This window comes from Pseudomonas sp. PP3 (genome assembly GCF_905336995.1).
Classification (GTDB): domain Bacteria; phylum Pseudomonadota; class Gammaproteobacteria; order Pseudomonadales; family Pseudomonadaceae; genus Aquipseudomonas; species Aquipseudomonas reinekei.
Genome location: NZ_HG995459.1, coordinates 5298168 through 5315236 on the forward strand (window position 1 = coordinate 5298168; position 17069 = coordinate 5315236).

Sequence of the window (17069 nt, forward strand, 5' to 3'; positions counted from 1 at the left end):
TTAGGGTTCGAGGGCTAGCGTCTGGGTGCCACGGCTGCCCGCGACCACCAACGCACCCGCGGTGGACTGGGTGGCACCGGTGACCGGCGTCGACACCGGTTGGCGCAGCAGGCGCATTTGCGCGCCCGTGCCTTGGCTGACCAGCATCTGCCCGCCCTGGGTGAACAGGCGGTAATTGCCATGCGCATCGATCAGGCCAGCGGTGATGCTGACGTGCAGTCCGGTCTCGAGTGCGGTCCAGTTCAGGCCGCCATCGGTGCTGCGCAGCACGTTGCCGCGCAGGCCATAGACGAGCACTTCGCCCGGTTTGCCGAGCACGCCGAAGAAACTGCCCTGGTAAGGCGTCGGTACAGCGGCGAAGCGTTGGGCGATGTCATCCCATTTGAGCAACAGGCCTTGTTCGCCGGCGATGTATAGCGCGTCGCCGGTGGAGGCGATGGCGTTGAGGTGGAAACCTTGCGGGTTGTCGGTGCGATCCTGGAATGGCGTCCAGCTCTGGCCGCCGTCGTCGGTGCGCAGGATCAGATTGAACACGCCGACCACGTAGCCGACTTTGTCGTTGGCGAACCAGACATCGAGCAGCGGTTTGTCCGCACCCTGCTCAGTCAACCGTTGGCCCTCGGCGACCAGCAACGGCCATTGCTCGTTGCCCGGTTCGGCACTGGCCAATGCCGAATAGTGTTCGACCAGCAAAGCGCCGATCTGAAGACCGTCGAGCTGTTTATGCCAGGTCGCGCCGGCGTCGCTGCTGTGCAGCACCACGCCGTCATTGCCCACCGCCCAACCTTGGGTGGCGGTCGGAAAATTCACGGCCGTGAGATCGGCACTGACCGGCACGGCGGCCTGTTGCCAATGCTTGCCGGCGTCGTCGGAAAACACAATATGGCCGCGCTGGCCGACGGCGATCACGCGCTCACCGGCGCGGGCCATGCCGGACAACGGGCTGTTGATGGCCAAGGCGCTGACCCTGGCAGGCAGGTCCAGCACGTCGACGTAATCGGCCGCGTGGCTGACGCCCTGCGACAGGCAGAGCACGACGCCGAACGCCAGTTGCAGATAATTTTTATACGAACACATACCGCGTCCTCTTCGGAAAACCTCGCCGGGACACACTTTCGTGTGCCTGGCGTACATGCCGTCTGTAGGCGCGAACTTGCTCGCGATGATCGTGAACGATGACGCGTGCTGTCTGAATGCCCGCGTCGCCCTCGGGTCCATCGCGAGCAGGCTCGCTCCCACAGTGGATCGTGGCTTAGCGAATGCCGGCGCCGGCCAGGGATTCCGATGACCACTGCGCCTTGGAGAGCGGATCGATGTACTTGATGCCGCCGTAAGGGCCGACTACACCGTTGATGTTGTAGGAACCGCCCACCAGGTCGTAGATCATGAAAGGCGTCGAGTCCGGCACCTGCTTGTCGTAGCTCTGGCTGAGGAAGGCAAAGGAACCGCGATAGAGCTGACCACGGGCGTCATATTGATCCGAGGCCAGAGCGGTCCAGCTGTCTTCATCGAGGTAGAAGCGGCGCTTGGCGTAGATGTGACGGGCACCGGCCTTGAGGGTGCCTTCGACGACCCACACCCGGTGTTTTTCCCAGCGCACGAAGTCCGGCGCGAGGTGGTTGGCGCTGGTCAGCGATTTCGGATCCTGGGCGTAGGTCAGCTTGTAGGTGTTGTAGGGCACGATCATTTCCTGCTTGCCCACCAGCTTCCAGTCGTAGCGATCCAGCGCACCGTTGAACACGAACACGTCGTCGTAGGTGCCCGCACCGGCGGTCCCCGGGTTAGGCGTGTCGTAGGCCAGGTTCGGTGCCAGTTTCACCCGGCGCTGACCCGGCAGGTATTGCCAGGCGCGACGCGGTTGCTGCAGCGGGTTCGCGGCGTCCTTGAGCATGACCGCTTCGCCGGCGCGGCGCGCAGGGCCGGTGTACGACAGCTTCATCTGGTAGTACACGTCGGCGCTGCTGATCGGCTGCGACAGGTTTTCGTAGATCGGGTAGGAAATGAACGCCTGCCCGGTGGTCGCCAGGCTCGGCACGCCTGCGGAGTCAACGTTCCAGGAGTCGTACTTGGAGTTGATGCTCACGCCCTGATAACGCAGCAGGAAGTTCCACATCGCTTCGTTGCCCGACTGTGGAATCGGGAACGGTACGCCCGGCAGCACGTTGTCGATAGCCAACCCGTTTTCCAGGGACTTGGCACCGCTGGCGTTCTTCACGCCGTTATCCAGAATGGCCTGGGGCAGCGAGACGGTACGGTGAGTCGGGAACACATCGACCCGGAACGTCGGGAAGCGCTTGGCCAATTCGACGGTGGTGGCGCTGAGCATGTTTTTGTACTGATCGACGTTTTTGCCGTCGATCACCAGCAACGGCTTTTCATTGGCAAACGGGTCCGGGCGCATGCTGTCGCCGGATTTGAAACTGGCGGGCGGCGTGGTCAGGCCACCGTTGTAGGCCGGAATGGAACCATCAGCGTTCCCGGCTTTTTCAGCGCCCACCAAGGTCAGACTGGTGCCCAGCTTGGCAGCTTCCTGGGTTGAAACAGCGGCCTGTGCCTGGGCGGCAAGGACCATGGCCAGCGAAACGGCCAACACGGTTTGTGCGAATTTCATGTTGTTATTCTCCTGCTTGCATTGAGCAAATCAGTGGTGAATCAAAAAGTGGTTTTCATCGTCAGGTAAACGGCGCCACGGTCCTCAGTCGTTGCACCACCACCGGAGAAGGCCGAGTAGCCACCGGCGTAACAGGCGTAGTTTTCGTTGCCGCTGAAGGCGTTCGGCGTGGAGCCGTCGCCACCGGTCGGGCCGGTGCTCACGCCGCTGACGTTGCACTTGTCGGTTTTGCCGAAGGAGTCCACGTACTTCAGGTCGACAAAGTATTTGTTGTACACAACGGCCCCGAGGCCGATGGCGTAGTTGCCGGTGTCTTTGGCACCGCCACCGGAGACCGGCGACACGCCATCGAGACCGAGGTTGACCGACATCGGCGCGTTGAGATCGACGCCGGGAAACACCTGGTACCAGGTCGGTGTGAAGTTGACCGCGATGCCCCAGTTGTCCCGGGTCGGCGCGTCGATGCCGCGATAGCTGTCCTTGCCTTTGTAGAGCGCCTCGTTCTTGCTATCGAGCTTGAGCAGGTTGCTGTAGTACAACTCGCCGAGCAGGGTCGCGGAATCGAACAGCGGCGTATCGGCAATGGTCATCAGGCCATTGATCGTCCAGTGCAGGGTGTCGCCGGTGGCGGCCATGCTGTCACCTTTTTCCGGGGTGTCGTACACCACGCCAGTGGCGGCGGTACGCGCCGGCAGCAAGCCGAGACCCTGGCCCAGGCCCAACGGGCTGTTGGTGCTGACAATCGCCGGAATACTCGCCAGCGGCATGTTGTGGCGGATGTTCAGGTCCGAACCCACGCTCACCCCGCCGACGTCCTTGGACAGGCTCAGGCCGACGATCTTGATGTTGTCGGCGTAGGCCAGTTGATAGGTCGCAGTGTTCAGCGAGTTGAGGGTGTTGATCACCGCAGGCACTTGCCCGGCCGGACGGGCGCCGTTGGCATTGGCCGAGGTCAGGCCACGGGCATCGAGCCAGGCTTGCGGCAGGATTTCCGAAGTCTCGCGGTAGTAAACGCCGAGGGTGCCATCCAGCCAGGCCGGCGACCACTTGGCCATGACGCCCCAGTCGCCGCGTTTTTCCGGCGTCAGGTCATGGCCGCGACGGACGTTGGTCAAGCCATTGCACGGCGCCAGGCCACAACCGAGCGGGCTGCCCGGAACCACGGCGTTGGTGTTGCCGAGCAGGAACGACTGCGCACCGAAACCGACCAGGTCGGAACCGCCGTAGTAAGTGCCCGCTTCCGGCAGGCGCGCTTCGTCCCAATCGAGGAAGTAATGGGCGCCAACGGTCAATTCCGGGTTGACGGTGAACGACATCGACAACTGGTTACGCGGGACGAACAGTTCCTTGGCTTCGGTGCCCGGCGATGCGGCGAGTTTGGCCAGGTCAAGGCCCGACTGGCCGTAGCTGACCGAGTGCACCGGGTTGAGCAGCGTCTCGCCCCAGAACACGTTGTGCTGGCCGGCCTTGACGCTGAGTATCGACTCCTCGCCCACTTCGGTGCTGTAGAACACGAACGCGTCGAGGATCTCGCCCGAGGGGCCGGTGTAATAACGCTGGGCGTAGTTGCTCAGGTGCGGGCTGCCGGTGCCGACGTTGTCACGGGTGACGCCCGCCAGACGCGGGTCGTTGGCGATCAGGCCAGAAGTCGAACCGTTGCCGTTGACGAACGGGTTGGAATTGGAACCGGCGTTTTCGTAGGCCTTGTCGTACCAGCTGGCGGCGCTGACTCGAAAGCCCATGCGGTTCTGGTAGACCACGTCCATCTCGGTCAACAGGTCGACGCGGTTGGTGATGTTGGTGCCGGCCTTGCGAAAGTTGTAATCGCCATCGTTGTTGTTCGGGGTGGCCAACAGGCGTTTGTCGGCGCTTTCGGTGCGCACGCCGTAGTTGTACTTGACGGTGTTATCCAGGCGAACGGTCCAGTCCGGGTTTCCTGTCTCGATCTCGGCCGCATGGGCCATCGGCACCGTTGCCGCGAGAATGGCCGAGGCCAGCAAGCTGTAGCGTGAAGGGGTGAACCCGTGACTCTTGTTGTTGTGCATTGCGTTGTCTCCGCCTTTTTGTATTTGTTTTAAGCGCAGCCGCCCTCGCGCATTCCTCTTCGGGTCTGCGTTTTCAGGAGTGAGGGCAAAAGCCGGCTGGCGTGATGCCTGCCGGTTCCTGTATTAGCGGTCCTGTTTTATTGGTCCAATCGCAGGATCAGTGCCTCGGCTTGCGCCCAGTGGCCAAATCCTGCGGCCGGGTTGAGATGGCCGACTTCGCCCAGATCGAGCAATTCGGCGCCCCAGTTTTCAGCCATGCGTGACACGGCGGAAAAACTGGCCAGGTGATCGTTGGTGCTGCCGGCCACGATGCTGCGGAACGGCAGAGGACCTTGTGGCAGTGGGTTCCAGCCCTGGCTGCCGAGGGTTTCGGAAGACGGATAGTTGGCCGGCCAGACGGCATCGAGGTCCGGCGGTGCGGCCAGCAACGCGCCCTTGATCGGACGGCTGAACTGCGCCGCCCAATGCGCGACCATCAGTACGCCAGCGCTGTGGGCAACCAGAATCACCGGCCCGTCGATCTGCTCCAGTTCATGCTGAATAGCGCGTACGCGGGCACCGCAGTCGAGCTTGTCGGTCTCCAGCGGCGGGACGCTGCGCACCTTGGCGAGCTTCGCTTGCAGCAGCGTTTGCCAATGCTCGGCAACGTGCTCGCGCAGACCCGGTACGATCAGAACGGTGGCGGCAGTTTGCAATTTGTCCACGGTCAACACCTTCGCTTTCTCGATAACTCGACTGGCTGTTTCGCCAGGGGCTTTTTGTAGGGTCGACATTAAAGAGCACCCACTCGAGGCGCTTTACATTGGACGTCAGGCACTTTTCTTTTGATGACAAATTGTCCGACACTTTATCGCCTCGACCGCTGGTCGAAAAAACCCGCGAGTTGGCGCAGGGTCACTGTAATCAACGCATGAGCCCGGATTGCGCCCGCCACCACGCCGATTCGGCATAGGCCGGCGTGAATTCCATCGACGACAAGACAACTGTTCAACAGTCGATGCGCTGGATATAGTCGCCACGCTCATGCCATTCGCCATCGGCCCAGGGAAGACCCACGCATGTCCAAGCTTGTTCGCGCCGCTGTACTGACCAACTACCTGGAGGTCACCCAGTATCTGGGCTTCAACCCGCGCGATGCATTGGCCGCCGTTGGCCTGAGCAGGGCTCAATTGCTGGCCCCGGAACATCGCATTCCCATCGATGCTGCCGTGCGTTTGCTGGAGGATTCAGCCGCCGCCAGCGGTTGCCAGACCTTCGGCCTGAGCATGGCCGAGTCACGCCAGCTCTCGGATTTTGGCGTGGTCAGCCTGTTGCTCAGCCATCAACGCACGCTGCGCGATGCTTTGCAGGTGGTGGTGCATTACCGGCACTTGATGAATGACTCGCTGGCGATCTTCATCGAAGAGGCCGGCAAGATGGTGATCATTCGCGAAGAGGTGGTGACTGAAACGCCGATGCCCAGCCGCCAGGCCACCGAGCTGGCCATCGGCGTGATGTTTCGCCTGTGCTCGGCACTGCTCGGCTCGCACTGGCATCCCTACAGCGTCAACTTCATGCACCAGGCGCCGGACAACCTGCACCTGCACCGCCGGTTGTTCGGTTGCACCCTGGAGTTCGGCAGCGAGTTCAATGGCATCGTCTGCTCCGACGCCAGCCTCGACATGACCAACCCCAACGCCGACCCGGCCATGGCTCGCTACGCGCAAAGTTACCTCGACTCGCTGCAGAGTAATCAAGGCACCTCGATGCTGTTCGAAGTGCGCAAGGCCATCTACCTGCTGCTGCCCATGGGACGCGCCACCATCGAACAAGTCGCCCAGAGCCAGGGCATGAACGTGCGCACGCTGCAGCGTCGCCTGAAGGACGACGGTTGTGCGTTCAATGACGTGATCAACGACGTGCGCCGCGATCTGGTGCTGCGATATCTGGACAACCCGAATTATCCGCTGAGCCGGATCGCCGACATGCTGGGCTATTCGATGGCGAGTTCGTTTACCCGGTGGTTTATCAGCCAGTTCGGCATGCCACCGGCGACGTGGCGGGCGCAGAAGCAGAAGCCGTCCTGATGGCCCGGCAAAAAACGGCGACCGCTGGCACAGTCGCCGCAAAGAGCGAAATGGTAATGCCCCCCCTGTAGGAGTGAGCCTGCTCGCGATGACGGAGTGTCAGCCGACATCAATGCCAAATGTCAGGCCGCTATCGCTGGCAAGCCAGCTCCCACAGGTTTTGTGTGATGGCTAGAGCCCCCAGCGCAGTAAGAGCAGCACCAGCACGACGAGGAATACCGTCTCCCCCACCATCAGCAAAATCGGCTTGATCCCGACCGCTGCCAGCTCCTTCAAACGGGTCTTCATGCCCAGCGCACTGATCGAAATCACCAGGCACCAGCGCGACAGTTCGTTGACCGAGCCCTGCACCGCCGGGGCCACCCAACCGGTGCTGTTGATGCACGCCAGCATCAGGAAACCTACCGCAAACCACGGCAACAACGGCGGCCGCTTGCCGGTCGGATCGGCGCCCTGCAGGCGGGTGATCATCGCGGCGGTGACGATCACCGGCAGCAGCATGGCGACACGCATCAGCTTGACCACCGTGGCCGTGTCGCCCGTCTCGGTGGACATGCTGTAGCCGGCGCCAACCACTTGGGCGACATCGTGAATGGTCGCGCCGAGGAACACGCCTGCCACCTGCGGCGACAACTCCAGCCAGTTGGCGATCATCGGATAAACAATCATCGCCAGGGTCGACAGCGCCGACACGCCAATCACGGTGAACAACGTCGCTCGCTCTTTCTGCGGATGATTCGGCAGCGCCGCCGCCAGCGCCAACGCCGCCGAAGCACCACAAATCGCGGTCGCGCCGCCCGTCAGCATGCCGAACAGTCGCTGAAATCCCAGGGCCTTGGCCGCGATCACAGAAACGCCAATGGTCACCACCACCAGAATCACCACCAGCGCAATCGGCTTCCAGCCCAGCGCCGCCATCTGCTCCAGGGTGATGCGCATCCCCAGCAACGCCACGCCGATGCGCAGCACCGTGCGCGCGGTGAATTCGACACCGGCCTTGCACGGGCCGTCATCGGCGAGAAAATTCAGGGCCATGCCCAGCAGCAAGGCGAACAGCATGACCGGCGCACCGTAATGCTCGGACAAAAACGACGCAGCGGCCGCCACGATCAGGCTGACGATAAACCCCGGCGCCAGTTCGCGCGTGCGACTGTGGATACGGGTGAGAGCGATGGCGCTCATGGCGCGGACTCCTCGCAAGTGATAACGATAAACGCCTGGTCGTCGATGATCTCGACCGGGTAGCTCGTGACTTTGACCAGCGTTGAATTGAGCAGATAACCGCTGCGCAAATCGAAACGCAGGCCATGGGCGCAGCACTGAATCACCCGCCCTTCAAGACGCCCGCCACACAGCGAGGCACCCTGGTGCGGGCAGCTGTCGTCGATGGCAAACAGCTGCCCGTCGACGTTGAACAACGCCAGGCTTTTGTCTTCGAATTCGAACAGCGCACGACCTCCGGCCTGCGGGTATTTGCCGGCAGGTACGGGAATGCGCCGGGTCATGCCGGCTGCCGCTCGCGCTCGCTTTCCTTGAGGGCTTCGTGCATGGCCCCGAGCAGCGCCTGGGCAGGCTGCGCACCGATCACGTTCATGCGGTTGTCGAACTGGAAGCTCGGCACGCCGCTGGTGGCGCCGGGGGACCCGTCAAACGGCGTGGCATCGCCCTTCAGGCAGTCGGCCACCACGTCCGGGTCAATGCCGCAGGAGCGGGCAATGGCGAGCAAGGTCTCACGGCAACCGAGGTTTTCGCGTCTTTGGAAGTACGCGGCGAACAGTCGTTCAAGCAACATTTCGCGCTGCGCCCCATTGCCCAGCTCGCTGGCACGTTCGAATAAACGATGGGCATCAGCGGTGTTGGGCATTGTGGCGATGCGGCTCAGGTCAATCGTCAGTCCAACCGCACGGGCAGCCTCCTGCACCTGGGCCTGACGCATGGTCATGGCGTCGGCATTGCCCAGGCGCTTGCGGTAGAAATCGGCGAAGGGTTCACCCTCTACCGGCAACTGCGGCAGCAACTGCACGCCATGCCACACCGTGGTGATCTGCACGTCGGGATGACGACTGCGAAACTGCACCTGCGCATGCTCAAGTTGACGTTTGCCGATCAGGCACCAAGGGCAGATAAAATCGAAAAACACATCAATACGTAAACGACGACTCACAACTTCACCTCTATCCCGGCTTCATGAACGGGGCCAGGCACGCTCTGACCCTGAAGACGGGCAATATCTTTGTGGTAGTGACACTTGGCATAAAAGAACACCGCGGCTGCCGCGAGGCTGACCAGTGGCACCAGTTGAAACGCGGCATGCAAGCCGATCAGATCGGACACCCGACCGGTGATGAATGGCCCCGGTGCCAACCCCAGCATGTTGTTGGCCAGGGTCAGCGTGGCGAACGCCGTGCCGTGCACCGAGTAATGCGTCAGGTTGGCGACCATCGCCCCGCAAGGGCCGGTGGTGCCGGTGGCGATCAACATGCCCAGGCAGATCAGCGCCAGTTGCAACGGCCCTGCCTGCAAGGCAAAAGCGGCCGACAGCAGCAGGCAACTGCCCAGGCAGAAGCCGATGGCCAGACTGACCTTGCGCTCCGGCGAGTGCCGGCACAGGCGATCGCTGAGCATGCCGCACAGGATCATGCCCGCGCCGCTGCACAACACGATGATCGCCGCCATGCCGCCCGCCTTGTCCGTCGGCATGTCGTAGTAGCGGTTGAGGTAGCTGGGAATCCACACCATCACCGTACCGCCGACGAACAATTGCAAGCCGCTGGCGACGTAGGTGGCTACCACCGAACGGCTCGACCACAACGTGCGCAGCGGTCGCTTGACCGCTGCGGCCGCCTTGACGGCGCGTTGCGGGGCAATGCGTGCTTCCTTGACGATCAGCGGATAGAGCATCGCCAGCACCAGGCCGAACAGCGCCATGCCGGCGAACGACCAGCGCCAGCCCAGCTTGGCGGCAATGGCACCACCCAAGGCCATGCCCAACACCGAACCGAACATGCCGCCGGCCATGAAGGCACTGGCCAGGGTGGCGCGCATGTGTTTCGGGAACACCGAAATCACCACGGCGATGCCGACGCTGCCATAGGCTGCCTCACCCACGCCGACCATGAACCGCGCAATGAACATCTGCTGGTAGTCCTGGGCCAGCGCGCAGCCAAGGGTCGCGAGACTCCAGAGCATCGCCATCAGCGCCAGGCTCTTGACCCGGCCAAAGCGGTCGGCCATCAGCGACAGCGGAAACGTCAGCAACCCGACCATCAGCGCCACGATGCCGCTGAGCAGGCCGAGCTGGCCATCGCTCAGTGCCCACTCGCTTTTCAGCAGCGGGAACACCGCGTTCAACACCTGGCGCGACATGTAATCGGAAATCAACAGGCCAAACGTCAGGGCGAAGACGATCCAGGCATATTTACGCGCAACCACAACTCCACCGGAGTCATCGTCGTCGGCGATTGGGTGAAAGGCCATGCAGCCTCCTCAAAGCTTCGTTTTATTGTTGTTATCAAGCGTGCAGCAAAGCGGCGAACGAGCGGTCACGGCCGCTCGCTCGCCGTGTCGGTCAGCCGCGTTGCGGCACACCTTTTTGCCCAGCCTTGCGGTTGGGGGCCATGCCGTTGGCCAACAGGGTTTCTTCGATGCTGTCGTACTTCACACCGATGCGATAAATCTCGCGGGCCTCTTTGCCCGTGGCGATTTCGCGACCCAGTTCGTGGGCGATGCGCACGGTTTGCTGGATCTGCGCCACCGAGCCGAAGCGATCACCCTTGTGATCAATGATAGTGTCTTCATTGCCCACACGCGGGTGCATGCCCATGGCCATCGACATGGTGTTGAACGGCATCACGTTCTTGAGCAGCGACTCGGAAGTCAGGGTGCAACCGTCCGGCGCGCGGTGGATGAAGTTGAAGAAGTTGAACGGGTTCGGGCCGTCGAAACCGCCACCGATGCCGATCCAGGTCAGGTTCAGCGGGCCCTTGTAAACGCCGCGACGTACCAGGCGCTCGAGGGTTTCCAGGGCGTGCATGCCAGTCAGCTGGAAGTGCGGCTGAATGCCGTTGTCCATCAGGCGCTTGAGGTGCTCGGCCACCCAGGCCGGGCCGGCCGGTACGGTCATTTCGCTGTAGGCGGCGTGGATCAGCGGGTTGTCCAGGGAAGTGCCCTTCAGGTACTCCGGATACAGCAACTCCATGATGTTCATTTGGGTGGTGTTGATCGCGACGGTGACCTGATCCGGTTTCGGCGTCAGTTCGGCCAGCATGTGGCGGGTGTCGTCGGACAGCCACTTGGCCGCTTCACCATCGCTTTCCGGGGCGAAAGAGATCGAACCGCCGACCTGGATGATCATGTCCGGCACGGCTTCACGCACGCCGGCGATCAGCTCGTTGAATTTCGACAGGCGCTTGGAGCCCTTGCCGTCCAGTTCACGCACGTGCAAGTGCAGCACGGTGGCGCCAGCTTCATAGCAGTCGACTGCCTTCTGGACCTGCTCATCCATGGTCAGCGGGATGTCTTCCGGGAAATCTTCCGGCATCCATTCCGGGCCGTACGGGGCCACGGTGATGACCACCTTTTCCATGTTTTCCGGGTGCAGGGAATCGTCGAAGAATTGCATGAGTTACTCCAGTTCTTATGATTGTCCCGCCCACCCGGGGTCGCGCCGGGCAGGCGTGTTTACGAGAGCGAATGCAGAAACGGTGGATCAGTAGGTCTTGTCGCCGATGATCCCGGCGCGCTCCATCTTGCGATGGCACGGCGGGTAATCCATGACCGCGTAATGCTGGGTACTGCGGTTGTCCCAGATGGCGATGCTGTTGGGCTTCCAGCGCCAGCGCACTTGATACTCGGGGATGTACGCCTGGCTGATCAGGTAGCGCAGCAGTTCGCTCGCGCCCGGGTTGGCGTCCTGGCCGAAACGCACCCGGTCAGGGGTGTGGTAGTTGCTGAAGTGGGTGGTGAAGGCATTGACGAACAGCACCTTCTCTCCGGTATCCGGATGAGTGCGCACCACCGGGTGCTCGGCGTCCGGGTACATCGCTTTGAGACCCAGACGCTTCTCGATCGGCATGGCCGCACCGAAGCTGGCTTCGATGCTGTGACGGGCGCGCAGATTGGCGATCTTCAGCTTCACGTCTTCCGGCAAATTCTCGTACGCCAGCACCATGTTGGCCCACATGGTGTCGCCGCCCACCGGCGGGCACTCGACGCAGCGCAGCACGCAGCCCATCGGTGGGGCCTCGCGCCAGGTGGCGTCGGTGTGCCAGGCGTTTTCGTAGCGGTCCATCGGCTGGTCCGGACGCTTGTAGATCTGCACCAACCCCGGATGCTCCGGGTCGCTGCCGGCCACCGGGTGATCTTCCAGTTCGCCGAAACGACGGGCGAAGGCCACGTGCTCGGCGCGGGTGATGTCCTGATCGCGCAGGAACACCACGCGGTGCTTGAGCAACTGGGCACGGATCTCGGCAAACAAACCGTCGTCATGCACCGCGTCGGCCAGGTTGACGCCGATCAGCTCGGCGCCAATGCTGCAGGTCAATTGTTCGACTTTCATGGCTGGCCGCTCCTTAAATGACGAAAATCGACGAGCCGGTGGTCTTGCGCGACTCAAGATCCCGGTGCGCCTGCACCGCATCCTGCAAGGCGTAGTGCTGGTTGATCTCGATCTTGATGCGGCCGCTGCCAACGTGGTCAAACAACTCGCCAGCCAGCTCGGCTTTTTCCGCCGGGTCGCTGATGTAGTTGGCCAGCGCCGGACGGGTCAGGTAAAGCGAACCTTTCATCGCCAGCATCACCGGGTCGAACGCCGGGATCGGCCCGGACGCAGTACCCACGCAGACCATCAGTCCACGAGGCTTCAACGAATCCAGCGAACCCATGAAGGTGTTCTTGCCAACGCTGTCGAACACCACGTTGACGCCCACGCCATCGGTCAATTCACGAACGCGAGCGGCGACGTCTTCGTGGCTGTAATTGATCGTATGGTCGCAACCGTGAGCCTTGGCGATCTCAGCCTTCTGCTCGGTGGACACGGTGCCGATCACGTTCAGGCCGAGCAGCTTGGCCCACTGCGAAACGATCAGGCCGACACCACCGGCGGCGGCATGCAGCAGAATCGTGTCGCCTTCCTTGAAGTCGTAGATGCGGCGCATCAGGTACGACGAGGTCAGGCCGCGCATGGTCATGGCGGCGGCGGTTTCGAAACTGATGGTTTCCGGCAGCTTGATCAGCGGCGCGGCCGGGATCAGGCGCTCGGTGCTGTAGGCGCCGAGGGTGTTGAGGAAACCGGTGTACGTGACGCGATCCCCCACCTGGACGTTGGTCACCCCTTCGCCGACAGCCTGAACCACGCCGGACGCCTCAACGCCCATGCCGTTGGGCATCGGGATCGGGTAAGTGCCATTGCGAAAGTAGGTGTCGGCATAGTTCAGGCCGACCGCCACATGACGCAGACGCACCTGGCCCGGACCGGGTTCGCCGACTTCAACGTCCTCATAACGCAGGACTTCAGGACCACCGGTTTCGTAAAAGCGTACGGCTTTAGCCATTTTTCTTATTCTCCAATCTGCAATATGGGCGTGTTGCATCGAATTGCGCTGATTGGACTGTAGGACGAGGCCTGTTGAGACGCTTCTCATCAGACGACAATGGCTTTTCATTTGGTGACAGGCGAGGCGGCTCCCTCCTTGGTGTCCGGGGTCTGTTCCATGGTTTTTTCGCCGGCGGCAGGGGCTGCCGGGTTGGTAAATCCGGCCTTGGCGTTTTCGGCCTTGGTCTTGTGAATATCACAGCCCTGCAACTCACTCATCTGGGTGCAGCCGGACTTCTCAAGTTGCTTGCGGTACTTATCGTTGATGGCATGGGCCGGGGATTGGGCCAGCAGCAAAATCGCCAGTGCTGGCAAGATGAATTTGTTCATGGGTTCCTCTCTTCGATCGACATAGGAATGAAGCCGCATCGTTGGCTCACTTTAGCCTGCCCCGTCGTCACCTGCGCTATCATCCCCGCCTCTACGCCCCAAGAGTTTAGAACCCGGATGTCCGCAACGCTGCCCCTGCCTGATGATCATTCCCTGCCTCCCGTACTCGCCGGCCCGCTGTTGCGCCGACTGGAGCCGTCGCGACTGGTGATGTGGCTGGTGGGGTCGCGTGCGCTGGAGCTGACATTGCGTCTGCAGGGCGTCGCCGATATCCGTCTCGACGCCGGGCAATGCACGGTGATTGCGGTGGGTATGCACGCCTTTGTGCATTTGATCGATGTGTCGCTGGACGCCGCCCTACCCTGCGATGAACGCATCGCATACGACCTGCTACTGGACGACGGGAAAGGCATCGCCGATTGGGCGCCTCACCTGCTGTACGGCGAGGCCGGTTGCCCGGACTTTGTCCTGCGTTCGCGCATCGATCAGTTGCTGCACGGTTCCTGCCGCAAGCCGCATCACCCGGCGACCGACGGTTTGCTGTGCGTCGATAACCTGCTGGCGCAAGAACACCAAGCCGGGGATCGCCCCGCGCTGTTGATGATGAGCGGCGATCAGGTGTACGCCGACGACGTTGCCGGGCCGATGTTGCGGGCGATTCATGAATTGATCGAGCGGTTGGGGCTGTTCGGCGAGCACCTCGAAGGTGCCGTGGTCAGCGACAGCGCCGCGCTGTACGGCCACGCTGCCTGCTACTACCACCGCGCCGATTTGCTGCCGGCCCTCAAGAGCAACGAAACCCTGCGTGATCGTTTCTTCGGCGGTGCGCGCAAGCCGATTTTCACCAGCAGCAGTGCCGACAATCATCTGGTGACCTTCGCTGAAGTCATGGCCATGTACCTGCTCGTCTGGTCGCCGACACCCTGGACGTTGATAACCCCAAAGCCGCCAAAACTGATCAAGGAACGACGTGAGCGGTATGCGCTGGAACAGACGCGCATCGACGGCTTCAAGGCTGGCCTGGGCAATGTCGCGCGAGCGCTGGCGCATGTGCCGACACTGATGATTTTCGACGACCACGACATCACCGACGACTGGAATCTTTCCGCGCAATGGGAGGAAACGGCTTACGGCCATCCGTTCTCCAGACGCATCATCGGCAATGCGTTGATCGCTTACATGCTGTGCCAGGGCTGGGGCAATAACCCGGACGCTTTTGTCGATGTCGTGGCAGCGGCCCGCGCCTTCAGCGACACCGGGCACGACCGTTATCTGGACAGCGACGTCCAGGACGGTTTGATCGACGAGCTTTTGCGTTTCCAGCATTGGCATTACGTGCTGCCCACCACGCCGGCCATGGTGGTGCTCGACACCCGCACGCGGCGCTGGCGCAGCGAGATGAACCTCAAACAGCCTTCGGGCCTGCTCGACTGGGAGGCCCTCAGCGAACTGCAACAGGAATTGCTGGATCACCCCAGCGCCATCATCGTTTCACCGGCGCCGGTGTTCGGGGTGAAACTGATCGAAACGGTACAACGGGTGTTCAGCTGGTTCGGTTATCCACTGCTGGTGGACGCGGAAAACTGGATGGCCCACCGCGGCGCGGCCCAGGTGATCCTGAACATTTTCCGCCACTCGCGCACACCGGGTAACTACGTGGTGTTGTCCGGCGACGTGCATTACTCCTTCGTCTACGAAGTGCTGATCCGCCACCGCAAGGCCGGGCCGCGCATCTGGCAGATCACCAGCAGCGGCATCAAGAACGAATTTCCGCCCTCACTGCTGGAATGGTTCGACCGCCTCAACCGCTGGCTGTACTCGCCGCGTTCGCCGCTCAACTGGCTGACCAAACGTCGGCGCATGCGCATCGTGCCGCACGTTCCGGAACACGCCGAGGCCGGCGAACGGCTGTGGAATTCGGCGGGGATCGGGCAGGTGTTCTTTAATGAGAAAGGACAGCCGCAGGAGATTTTCCAGCTCAACTCGAATGGGGCACCAAAGACGCGGATGGTGGCTCCCGAAATCGACGAATGACCGCTAAAACCTGTGGGAGCGGGCTTGCTCGCGATAGCAATCTATCAGTCACCTAAGTGGTAACTGTCACACCGCCTTCGCGAGCAGGCTCGCTCCCACACTTGATCGGTGTCGCTCATGGAAACGTCCCGAAGTGGATTCGACGATACTCAGATCATCTGGTTTCAGCAAAACGATAAGGCCGGGCTCAAACGAATCAACCTGCTCAGATATCACCACTGAACAATCGCCCGACTCACCCCCCTGACAATCATCCCCACCTCCCGTTCATCAATGGTCAGTGGCGGCAACAGCCGAATGATCTGCCCCCGTGTGACATTGATCAGTAACCCATGATCCCGTGCCGCAATCAGGCTCAGGTCGCGGATGGGTTGCTTTAGTTCGATGCCGATCATCAGGCCCTGACCGCGGATGTGTAAGACGTTCGGGTGGTCCGCCAACTCGGTGCGCAATCTTTCGAGCAGGTGTTCGCCTTGAAGCCGGGCGTTTTCCAGCAGGCCCTGCTCTTCAACGATATCCAGCACGGTGCAACCGACCCGGCAAGCCAGTGGATTGCCGCCGAATGTGCTGCCGTGGCTACCCGGCGTAAACAGTTCAGCGGCTTTGCCACGGGCCAGGCAGGCGCCGATGGGCACGCCGTTGCCCAGGCCTTTGGCCAGGGTCATGACATCCGGAACGATGCCTTCGTGCTGGAACGCAAACCACTGCCCGGTACGACCGATGCCGGTCTGGATTTCGTCGAGCATCAGCAACCACGAACGCCGGTTACACAGTTCGCGCAGCGCCTTGAGATAACCGGGCGGCGCCAGTTGTACGCCGCTTTCGCCCTGGATCGGCTCCATCAGGATCGCCACGATTCGCGCGCCATGGGCCTGTTGCAGTTTCTCCAGAGCCTTGAGATCTCCGAACGGGACTTTGACGAAATCCCCCGGCAGTTTGTTGAAGCCCAGGCGCACGGCCGGGCCATCGCTGGCGGACAAGGTGCCAAGGGTCCGACCGTGGAAAGCGTTCTCCATCACCACCACCAGCGGCTCTTCAATCCCCTTGTGCCAGCCGTACAACCGGGCAATTTTCAGCGCCGTTTCGTTGGCCTCGGCCCCGGAATTGTTGAAGAACGCCCGGTCCATGCCGGCCAGTCGCGTCAGTTTCTGCGCCAATTGCTGTTGCCAGTCGATGCTGTAGAGGTTGGACGTGTGCAGCAGCAACCCGGCCTGTTCGGTAATGGCCGCGACGATTTTCGGGTGGGAATGGCCGACGTTGGTCACCGCCACGCCGGCCACCGCGTCCAGGTATTCGCGGCCGGCCTGATCCCACAGGCGAGTGCCCAGCCCTTTGTTGAAACTCAGGGCCAAGGGTTGATAAGTGCTCATCAGGCAGGCGGCGGTCATGAC

15 protein-coding genes are annotated in these 17069 nt (G+C 61.9%); 2 read left to right on the forward strand and 13 right to left on the reverse strand.

The window, feature by feature from the left end:
• From KHO07_RS24075 to KHO07_RS24090, 4 genes are all read right to left on the reverse strand, one after another.
• Complete coding sequence (locus tag KHO07_RS24075; protein WP_212625732.1) at positions 1 to 1077, reverse strand: YCF48-related protein; 1077 nt, start codon at positions 1075 to 1077, stop codon at positions 1 to 3.
• Positions 1078 to 1252: 175 nt separating this feature from the next.
• Entirely contained in the window at positions 1253 to 2611 is a 1359-nt protein-coding gene (locus KHO07_RS24080) for a DUF1329 domain-containing protein (protein ID WP_212625733.1), read from the reverse strand.
• A 41-nt stretch (positions 2612 to 2652) separates the two neighbouring features.
• Entirely contained in the window at positions 2653 to 4656 is a 2004-nt protein-coding gene (locus tag KHO07_RS24085; protein WP_212625734.1) for a DUF1302 domain-containing protein, read from the reverse strand.
• 137 nt (positions 4657 to 4793) lie between these two features.
• The gene (locus KHO07_RS24090) at positions 4794 to 5360 is read right to left on the reverse strand and encodes an alpha/beta hydrolase (RefSeq protein ID WP_150731922.1); all 567 of its coding nucleotides are present in this window, start codon (positions 5358 to 5360) and stop codon (positions 4794 to 4796) included.
• Between the two features lie 354 nt (positions 5361 to 5714).
• Between KHO07_RS24090 and KHO07_RS24095 the strand changes: the two genes are divergently transcribed.
• Complete coding sequence (locus KHO07_RS24095) at positions 5715 to 6722, forward strand: AraC family transcriptional regulator (protein WP_150701915.1); 1008 nt, start codon at positions 5715 to 5717, stop codon at positions 6720 to 6722.
• Positions 6723 to 6893: 171 nt separating this feature from the next.
• Here KHO07_RS24095 and KHO07_RS24100 read toward each other — a convergent pair whose 3' ends face one another.
• The 8 genes from KHO07_RS24100 to KHO07_RS24135 all read right to left on the reverse strand — a co-directional run bounded on the left by KHO07_RS24100 (position 6894) and on the right by KHO07_RS24135 (position 13644).
• Entirely contained in the window at positions 6894 to 7904 is a 1011-nt protein-coding gene (locus KHO07_RS24100; RefSeq protein WP_212625735.1) for a putative sulfate exporter family transporter, read from the reverse strand.
• Entirely contained in the window at positions 7901 to 8227 is a 327-nt protein-coding gene (locus KHO07_RS24105; protein WP_150731920.1) for a Rieske 2Fe-2S domain-containing protein, read from the reverse strand. Before KHO07_RS24105 ends, KHO07_RS24100 begins: the two co-directional genes overlap by 4 nt.
• Positions 8224 to 8886, reverse strand: coding sequence for a DsbA family oxidoreductase (locus KHO07_RS24110; protein WP_212625736.1), 663 nt, complete (start codon positions 8884 to 8886; stop codon positions 8224 to 8226). Before KHO07_RS24110 ends, KHO07_RS24105 begins: the two co-directional genes overlap by 4 nt.
• A complete protein-coding gene (locus KHO07_RS24115; RefSeq protein WP_212625737.1) occupies positions 8883 to 10199 on the reverse strand; it encodes an MFS transporter in 1317 nt (438 codons plus the stop codon). Before KHO07_RS24115 ends, KHO07_RS24110 begins: the two co-directional genes overlap by 4 nt.
• Positions 10200 to 10290: 91 nt before the next feature.
• Positions 10291 to 11343, reverse strand: a complete 1053-nt coding sequence (locus tag KHO07_RS24120) for a 3-keto-5-aminohexanoate cleavage protein (protein WP_212625738.1) — start codon at positions 11341 to 11343, stop codon at positions 10291 to 10293.
• Between the two features lie 87 nt (positions 11344 to 11430).
• Entirely contained in the window at positions 11431 to 12279 is an 849-nt protein-coding gene (locus KHO07_RS24125; RefSeq protein WP_075946564.1) for a TauD/TfdA family dioxygenase, read from the reverse strand.
• A 13-nt stretch (positions 12280 to 12292) separates the two neighbouring features.
• On the reverse strand, positions 12293 to 13273 hold the full coding sequence (locus KHO07_RS24130; protein WP_212625739.1) for a quinone oxidoreductase: 981 nt from the start codon (positions 13271 to 13273) through the stop codon (positions 12293 to 12295).
• A gap of 107 nt (positions 13274 to 13380) precedes the next feature.
• Positions 13381 to 13644: a hypothetical protein gene (locus KHO07_RS24135; protein WP_212625740.1), complete on the reverse strand. Its 264-nt coding sequence runs from the start codon at positions 13642 to 13644 to the stop codon at positions 13381 to 13383.
• Positions 13645 to 13761: 117 nt separating this feature from the next.
• Between KHO07_RS24135 and KHO07_RS24140 the strand changes: the two genes are divergently transcribed.
• Positions 13762 to 15678 (forward strand): alkaline phosphatase D family protein, encoded by a 1917-nt coding sequence (locus tag KHO07_RS24140; RefSeq protein ID WP_212625741.1) that lies wholly within the window; start codon positions 13762 to 13764, stop codon positions 15676 to 15678.
• A 212-nt stretch (positions 15679 to 15890) separates the two neighbouring features.
• Here the strand turns inward: KHO07_RS24140 and KHO07_RS24145 are convergent, their stop codons facing one another.
• Positions 15891 to 17066: an aspartate aminotransferase family protein gene (locus KHO07_RS24145; RefSeq protein WP_212625742.1), complete on the reverse strand. Its 1176-nt coding sequence runs from the start codon at positions 17064 to 17066 to the stop codon at positions 15891 to 15893.
• Positions 17067 to 17069: the final 3 nt, after the last annotated feature.